The following is a 7,110-nucleotide window of genomic DNA, read 5'->3' on the forward strand; positions in this document are numbered from 1 at the left end:
CCGTTCACCTCGCTCGGCAAGCCTTGCCCGACTCTAGAAGCAACCGTGACGGTGACCGTGATCGCCAGGAATCCGACACGAACCACACCCTCGCCGCCGACCTCACCCTCCAGCCCGTCCTGTCCGAGCCGGGCGCGACCTGCGCGCTCCCCGGCCTCTGCCTGAGCGACACGACGTGGAGGGACAGCGCCGAACTCGACGCGCACGTGACGGGTTGGGCTCCGCTCGCACAGAAGCTGACGCAGAGCACGACCACCGTCTGAGCCGTCTGGGGCGGCCGCCTCGGCGGATCCCGGGCCGCCCTGCCGCTCACGGCGGCCCACCCACCTTCAGCGGGTCTGACGGGTCAGCGCCGCGGCGACCTCACGGAGGTGGCGGGCCCGTGCCGAAAGCCCGTGCTCGTCCTGAACATCCGCCACGAACGCGAGGCCGAGCGCCGCGCGCAAGCAACGATCCGCGCCGAACACCGGCGCTGCCATGACCAGGACTCCATCCGGCGTCGGACGGCCACACGCCACACCCAACCGACGCACATCGCCCGACTCCGCGTCGGTCGGAAGCCCTCGCAGCGCGGAAAGGGCGCGCTGCGACAGCAATCCGAACACAGCACCGACCACGGCGGGCCCGCTACCGGCCTGCAGCACGGCGCCAACGTCGACAGCCAGCGTGAACGTGCGCGCCCGCGGAGCTCGCGAGCACCAGACCACCGGCTCACCGGCCTGCCACCCACACAACAGTGCGGTCTCACCGGCGCGGGCCGCCAAGGTGGCCACAGCCGCCGTGTCGGCCTCGGTAGCCGGCCCCATCACGGGTTGTGGTCGCAACCGGCGCAGAAGCGGACCGGGCTCGAGGAACCCGTCCGGCGCCCGGGCCAGTAGCCCTTCGTGCTCCAGCGACACCAGATAGCGGTAGGCCGTCGACTTGCGCAGGTCCAGTCGGCGCACCGCGACGGGAACGCTGATGCGGTCGCCGGACTCGGCGAGCATCGACAACACGTGCGCCACCCGGGCGACACCGCGCAGTCTCAGCGGCCCCGGCGCCCGCTCGGTGCCGGCCTCGGCAGCCGCCCGCGTGGTCAGCACCTCACCGGCGACCGAGTCCGCCGAGCCAGCCGTCCAGGTGGCGGGCGGGGCCGAGCTCATGAGCGCGACGTGGCGGTCACCCCGTAGCCGCCGCGGTGGAACAGCAACGGCGAGCAGGCCGCGTCGGCGCCCAGGTCATGAACGCGCCCCACGACGATGGTGTGGTCACCACCGGGGTACTCGTGCTCGAGGACGCAGTCGATCCACGCCGCCACGCCCTGCAGGATCGGCGCACCCGAAGGGGCCGCAGACCACTCCACGCCTGCGTACTTGTCCGCGCCCGACCGTGCGAACGCCCCGCTCAGCTCCTCCTGCTCGGCAGCCAGCACGTTCACGCAGAAGGAGCCGACCTCCCGAATCCTCGGCCAGGTCGACGACGTGCGCGCCGGGCTGAACGACACCAGCGGCGGATCCAGCGACAGCGAGCTGAACGACTGACAGGTGAAACCCACCGAGCCCTGCGCGGTCACCGCGGTGACGACCACGACGCCGGAGGCGAAATGGCCCAGCACCTCACGCATACGGGCGGCTTCGACCTGCGGCGCTTCCTGCACTGCGCTGTGCGATCCTCCAGTCATGAGGTTGGACGCTATGTCCGCCATAGCGCCGCCGACTATCCGCGAACCGCCCCCGGGTAGCCGTCTCACGTCACCGCCGACTCGCGCGGCGAAACGATGTCGTTTTTCGGATAGTGCTGTCGCGGAGCAGATGGCGACACCGAACCGCCCTTGACTAGCCTCGGCAGCCTCAACAGCAGCGATACCGCTGCGACGGGCAGGAACGACCATGACGGTCGCGACCCGCGGAGGCCGGACATGACAGGTGAGGACACCGGCGCGGAGGTGACTCCCCGACCGCTTCTCGTGACACACGATCTCGAGGAAGCTCAGCACTACATCACCGATGTCTACATCCCGCACAACCTGCAAACCCGCGACGGCCGTGCCCTCGACTTCAAGCTGCGCTACCTCGCCTCCGAGCGGCTGACCGTCGGCCACCTTGTCTACGGGGCGGACGCCGAGCTCCTCGTCCCGCCGATGCTGGACTGCTACCACATGAACCTGACCCTCAGCGGTCAGACGATGGTGTCGCAAAAGGGCCGCTGGGCTGCGACCGAAGCGAAGCAGAGCGGGGTGCTCTTCCGACCCGACGACCCGTTCACCGTGCGTTGGAGCCCCGAGGCCGTCCAGTACGCCGTCAAGCTGCCGCGGCGCCCACTCGAGGCCCACCTGTCGAAGCTGATCAACCAGCCCGTCGAGCGCCCGATCGCCTTCGACCTCGGCTTCGATCTCGCCTCGCCCACCGGACAGTCCCTGCTCTCCGCCGTCAACTACCTGCGCGTGGAGCTGTCCCGTCCGGGCGGTATCTCTGAGATGCCCCTGGCCCGGGACCAGCTCGAGTCTCTCGTGCTCACCCAGCTCCTGCTGACCATCCCGAACGCCTTCACCGAGCTGCTCACCGCCCCCAGCCAGCCCGCCCAGCGCGGGAAGGTCCGGCGGGCAATCGAGATGATCGAGGCCAACCCGCAGGCCGAGCTCTCCCTCGGGGACCTGGCCGTCGCCGCCGGGGTCACTGGCCGTCAGCTGCAGCGCGGCTTCAAAGATACCGTCGGCATGTCACCGATGGCCTACGTCCGCGCCGTCCGACTCGACCGCGTCCACGCCGAGCTACAGGAAGGAGCGGGCGTCGTCTCCGTCACCGACGTGGCGATGCGCTGGGGCTTCTTCCACCTCAGCCGCTTCGCCCAACAATATCGTCAGCGGTTCGGCCAACTACCGTCGGAGACGGTGCGCCAGGTCCTCCAACGATAGTGCCTCGTCCAGGAACGTTGGGGTCGTAACCGTGTCGGCTTGATCAGTTCCGGTCTGGCGCTGGAGGCTGTCCGCCGGAGGTGGTGGGCATGCCCCGACGGCCCGAGGTCTTCGTCCGGAAGCTGACCCCGGACGAAGCTCAGCGACTGGTCAAGATCACCAGGACGGCGCGGGACCGGGTCCGGCTGCGGCGGGCCGGGATCGTGCTCGCCTCAGTGCAGGGACGCAGCGCCACGGAGGCAGCAGCGATGTTCGCCGCGACCGCGCAGTACGCGCGGGAGGTGATCCACGCGTTCAACACCCAGGGGTTCGCCGCTTTGGACCCAAAATGGAGCGGGGGCCGACCTCCTTAATTGCCCGGGGCCGCTGGCCCGGTGTTCAGCCTCGTTCGGCTCCTGGGAGAAGCGGGGAACCCGTCTGGCCTGAGTAAGCAGTGCGCAGCGGCGGAACCGCTCAGGAGGCCAGCCCCGTCGACGGTCGGGGCTACACCTTGCAGGGTCAGCAAGGCATCGGGTCTTGGCCGCCCCGTGCGAGCACGTCAAGTCGGCAGGCGTCCTGGGCCGGCTGTGGGGCCAGACCTTGACCTGCTCCCATCCTACTGGTCCGAGGATTGGTCCGGATCGATCAGCCGAGTCAGCAGGGCAGAGATCTGCTCCTGGCCGGCGGCGGTTGCGTCGAGTGCGCCGCGGATCTGGGTGAAGCCGTCCTGCATCTCGGTGCGCAGCTCGGACACCTCGCCGCGGAGTCCGGCGAAGTCGCCGCGCATGTCGGCGAGGTCATCGCGCATGGCATTGAGGACGCGGTTGTTCTGGTCGCGAAACTCGCGGATCTCGCCGCGGATCTCGGCGACGTCACGATCGGCTCCACCGGCGAGCACCCGAGCCGCGGTCGCGTCCTGCTCGCTGTGCTGGACCCGCTCGGCAAGCCGGCGGACCTCGTGCTCGAGCGCGGACACCCGCTGCTCGAGATCGTCAGCGCCAGCCACTCGTCCAGCCTACCGGGTCCGAGGGGCTGTGCTTGACAGCTTGGCCTCGTCGCACCGGAAGGGCGAGCGCGGCACCGCCCGCGTCACCTCCGTCGGCCGGCGCGGGGCTCGGTTCCGAGGTTGAGCCACCGGGTATGCGGTACGGTAACTGGTGTGGCGACTCGTAAGGTGACGCTCTCGCTCGACCAGACAGCCCTGATGATGGCCGAGTCCGCGGCCGCGAAGGCCGGTATCTCCACCTCGGCGTGGCTGTCTGCAGCCGCCCGGCGGGAGGCGGTTCGGCTGGGTGCCGGGACCGAGTGGGGCAACCCTGCTGTGGACGCCGCGGCGGACGACGCCGATCTGGCCGCAGCAGAGGACGACCTGCGTGCGGCGGGGTGAGCTTCGCTCTTACACGCGGCCCTCGACCCCCGACCAGCAGCGCACCGTGCTTCTGCTGTCCAGCGACGGAATCAACGACTCGCCTCGGCCCTGGCTGCTCGGCATCGAGCTACGCGAGCGCGACCCCGGTGATCTCTTGGCGATTCCCGTGCACGGGCGTGGCTGGGCCTATGCCGGCGATCTGAGCCGGATCTACCGCGCCTGGGTCGGGAAACAAGAAGGAACGGTCGACGCCACGACGTTGTCCCGGGTCGACGGAGCACTGCGGGCCGCCCTCGACCTCTGAGTGAGTCCACATCATCGGCCTGACCAGCTACGCATGCCCGTCCAGGTGCCACGACGCTCTGACACGAGCGGGCCGACACCGTCGCTCGACAGGAACCGCCATGCTGTCGCAACGCGGGCATGATCGGGCAGGTGAGCGTCCGCGCGTCAGCGCCACCGACCGGCCGGGTGCGGCTGGCCGGGCAGGTGGTCGCGCTCTCCGAGCTGCGGGCTCAACCGTCGCGGCACAGCGAGCTGTTCGCGCAAGCCCGGGAAACTGTCGGGCACGCCGAGTGCCTGTGCCACCCAGTGGGGCACCGGCTGGTCATCCGGCTACGCGCCGGGCGCTTTCATCTGGCGTGCTGGCCCGGCGAGGGCGACCGGCACGCCCCGGAATGCTGGTTCTTCCGCACCCCGGCGGGGCTGTCCGGCCGGCCCGGCTACGGCCCCGAGGCCATCACCGAAGGACCCGAAGGCGTCCGGATCCGGGTCGACGCCCAGCTCACCGTGACTGTCTCTCCCCACGATCAGCTGACCGCGGCGCGACCACGTAGCCCTGGGAGGTCTCGGCGGGCGATGTCGCACCTCGGGCTGCTGCACTACCTGTGGGAGCACGCCGGACTGCACCTGCACGGCCCCGACACGAGCCGCCGGTGGACCGACTGCCACGCCGCCCTGCAGATGGCGGCCGCGGAGATCGAGCTCGCGCGAACCCCGCTCGCTGAGGTGCTGCATGTGGTCGCGCCGTACCGGCCGGAACACGCAGCTGCGCACAACGCCGAGTTCGACACGTTCAGCGCCCGCCTCGGCACCCACTCCACCGGAGACGGCGAGGGTGCGGTGCGGCGGCGCGGCCTGGTGCTCGCGGAGCTGCGGGAGCTGAGCGAGACCCGCTACGGGTGGCGGATCCTGCTGCGCCACCAGCGCACCCCGTTCTACCTGAGCACTTCGGCCTGGGACGGACTGCGGCGCGCGCATCCGCACGTGCTCGCCGAGCAGCTCCCCGAGGGAGCCCGCCAGGTCCTGCTCCTGGTCGTGGACCGCACTGACGCCGGAAACCTGACCGTGGTCGACGGCGCGGCGATGCTGACCACTCGCGGCTACCTGCCCGCAGATTCGAGCTACGAGGTACGGATGGCCGACCACTTGATAGCGGCGGGTCGGCGCGTGCTCAAACCGCTGCGCTACGACTCCCACAACGACATCTTCCCGGACTTCGTGCTGCTCGACACCGACCCGCCCACCTTCGTCGAACTCTGGGGCGTGCCCGGCCGCACCGCCTACGAGGCCCGGAGGAAGGCCAAGCACGAGCACGTTGCGGCCACGCAGAATCCGTCGCTGGACTGGGAAATCACCGGCCCTCTGCCTAGCGCGGCCCGCTGACGCGCGCCGGAGTCGCGAGGCCCATGCCGTGACAGGCGGCCGAACAAGCTGCGACGCCCCGATCACTTGCGCCGTCCGGCCCGACGGCCGACACCACGTACTGGGGCAACTACCAGCCGCTCAGAAAAGGGGCGGGACTACTCCGCAACACCCCGGGGGCTAGCACCCGTTGGATGGCGGGCCTACTCCAATGCCTCCCCGAACACTCAGAAGCGATGCTCTACCAGCCCGCCTCGGCGGGCTCGGCGGCGGTGCTGAGCGAATCGGACGCAAACCATGACTGTCTCCGCATTTGATGAAGAGCAAGCGGCAACAACGGCCAAGGCACTGCCCGCTGCGCCTTCGCGCGACGGCGCAGCAAGCTCGGACGTTCTGACTCGAAGGATGCAGAGTCGCAAGTCTGCTGCGTTGTGGGTCTGCAAGTTGCTCATCGGCGCGATGACATTGCTGTTCGCGTTTCAGCCCGAGACCGTCAAGACGGTCTTCGCGGGCTACTACGGTCCTGAGATTTATACCGTCGAACAGCAGGACGACTTCGTCGCGACGATCATCACTGTGGCTGAGCGCGGCTGGCTGCGGGAGCGCCTGGTGGGCCGTCGACTTCAACTCGACACCGTGATCTATGGCCGGGATCTGCCGGGGACGGAATTCTTCCCGCCGCCGACGGACAAGGTCGCGCACATGGACGTGCCGACGGCGGCGTGCCCCGGAGGCCGCGGCGGTTTCCTCCGCCTGTTCTTCTATGGCGTAGACTCAAGCCGCTTCGGAGCTCAGAACGCCCGCGAGAAGGAGTACGCCCTCGAGGGGATCTACGATGTTGGAACCGTCCGGTTCCGGACCGGGAACAAGGGGCCCTTCTGTCATATCGACCTACGGCTGGTCCAGTCGTGATGCGGGGCCGCGGCCACATTGGCCGGCTCCTCCACGCTGCCGGCCCGGTATCCTGCCGACCTACCGAGAAAGCGCATGTGCCGTCTGGACGCCTGGGCGACGCGGTAATTCGCGCCGCCTGGCCACTTTCGTCCGGTACGGCACACTGAGCCGACCGCGGCCTCAACCCGGTGCGCGGTAGCTCAGCGCTTCAAGCAGTCTCTTGCGCTACTACCCCTGTGCGGTTCCCCCAAGATCGGGGAGGCATCAGCTATAAGGGGTAGCGATGCCAGAGGTACGGAAGAGGTACGACCGGGAGTTCCGTGACGGGGCG

The 7,110-nt window shown here is 69.4% G+C and carries 9 protein-coding genes; 6 read left to right on the plus strand and 3 right to left on the minus strand.

Annotated elements, in window-relative coordinates; translation table 11 throughout:
* Window positions 1-329: 329 nt before the first annotated feature.
* Both AB0B41_RS30570 and AB0B41_RS30575 read right to left on the minus strand, forming a co-directional pair.
* Window positions 330-1,142: a helix-turn-helix domain-containing protein gene (locus AB0B41_RS30570; RefSeq protein WP_358209463.1), complete on the minus strand. Its 813-nt coding sequence runs from the start codon at window positions 1,140-1,142 to the stop codon at window positions 330-332.
* On the minus strand, window positions 1,139-1,660 hold the full coding sequence (locus AB0B41_RS30575) for a flavin reductase family protein (RefSeq protein ID WP_358209465.1): 522 nt from the start codon (window positions 1,658-1,660) through the stop codon (window positions 1,139-1,141). The genes AB0B41_RS30570 and AB0B41_RS30575 overlap by 4 nt, the downstream gene beginning before the upstream one ends.
* 237 nt (window positions 1,661-1,897) lie before the next feature.
* On the opposite strand from AB0B41_RS30575, the gene AB0B41_RS30580 reads away from it, so the two are divergent.
* Both AB0B41_RS30580 and AB0B41_RS30585 read left to right on the plus strand, forming a co-directional pair.
* Window positions 1,898-2,893: an AraC family transcriptional regulator gene (locus AB0B41_RS30580; protein WP_358209467.1), complete on the plus strand. Its 996-nt coding sequence runs from the start codon at window positions 1,898-1,900 to the stop codon at window positions 2,891-2,893.
* Between the two features lie 89 nt (window positions 2,894-2,982).
* Window positions 2,983-3,246 (plus strand): helix-turn-helix domain-containing protein, encoded by a 264-nt coding sequence (locus AB0B41_RS30585; protein WP_358209469.1) that lies wholly within the window; start codon window positions 2,983-2,985, stop codon window positions 3,244-3,246.
* Between the two features lie 242 nt (window positions 3,247-3,488).
* On the opposite strand, the gene AB0B41_RS30590 is transcribed toward AB0B41_RS30585, so the two are convergent.
* A complete protein-coding gene (locus tag AB0B41_RS30590; protein WP_358209471.1) occupies window positions 3,489-3,848 on the minus strand; it encodes a permease in 360 nt (119 codons plus the stop codon).
* A 183-nt stretch (window positions 3,849-4,031) separates the two neighbouring features.
* On the opposite strand from AB0B41_RS30590, the gene AB0B41_RS30595 reads away from it, so the two are divergent.
* From AB0B41_RS30595 to AB0B41_RS30610, 4 genes are all read left to right on the plus strand, one after another.
* Window positions 4,032-4,259, plus strand: coding sequence for a hypothetical protein (locus AB0B41_RS30595; protein ID WP_358209473.1), 228 nt, complete (start codon window positions 4,032-4,034; stop codon window positions 4,257-4,259).
* Between the two features lie 46 nt (window positions 4,260-4,305).
* Window positions 4,306-4,545 carry a hypothetical protein gene (locus tag AB0B41_RS30600; RefSeq protein ID WP_358209475.1) on the plus strand — a complete coding sequence of 80 codons (240 nt, stop codon included), beginning with the start codon at window positions 4,306-4,308 and terminating at the stop codon, window positions 4,543-4,545.
* 131 nt (window positions 4,546-4,676) lie between these two features.
* On the plus strand, window positions 4,677-5,906 hold the full coding sequence (locus AB0B41_RS30605) for a DUF1173 family protein (protein ID WP_358209476.1): 1,230 nt from the start codon (window positions 4,677-4,679) through the stop codon (window positions 5,904-5,906).
* A 276-nt stretch (window positions 5,907-6,182) separates the two neighbouring features.
* Window positions 6,183-6,797, plus strand: a complete 615-nt coding sequence (locus AB0B41_RS30610) for a hypothetical protein (RefSeq protein WP_358209478.1) — start codon at window positions 6,183-6,185, stop codon at window positions 6,795-6,797.
* Window positions 6,798-7,110: the final 313 nt, after the last annotated feature.

The organism is Pseudonocardia sp. NPDC049154 (assembly GCF_040648315.1).
GTDB lineage: Bacteria > Actinomycetota > Actinomycetes > Mycobacteriales > Pseudonocardiaceae > Pseudonocardia.

Excerpts from the sequence above, each read along its gene's own strand:
- AB0B41_RS30570 (WP_358209463.1), bottom strand. The coding sequence starts at position 1,142 with ATGAGCTCGGCCCCGCCCGCCACCTGGACGGCTGGCTCGGCGGACTCG.
- AB0B41_RS30610 (WP_358209478.1), top strand. The coding sequence starts at position 6,183 with ATGACTGTCTCCGCATTTGATGAAGAGCAAGCGGCAACAACGGCCAAG.
- AB0B41_RS30580 (WP_358209467.1), top strand. The coding sequence starts at position 1,898 with ATGACAGGTGAGGACACCGGCGCGGAGGTGACTCCCCGACCGCTTCTC.
- AB0B41_RS30575 (WP_358209465.1), bottom strand. The coding sequence starts at position 1,660 with ATGACTGGAGGATCGCACAGCGCAGTGCAGGAAGCGCCGCAGGTCGAA.
- AB0B41_RS30585 (WP_358209469.1), top strand. The coding sequence starts at position 2,983 with ATGCCCCGACGGCCCGAGGTCTTCGTCCGGAAGCTGACCCCGGACGAA.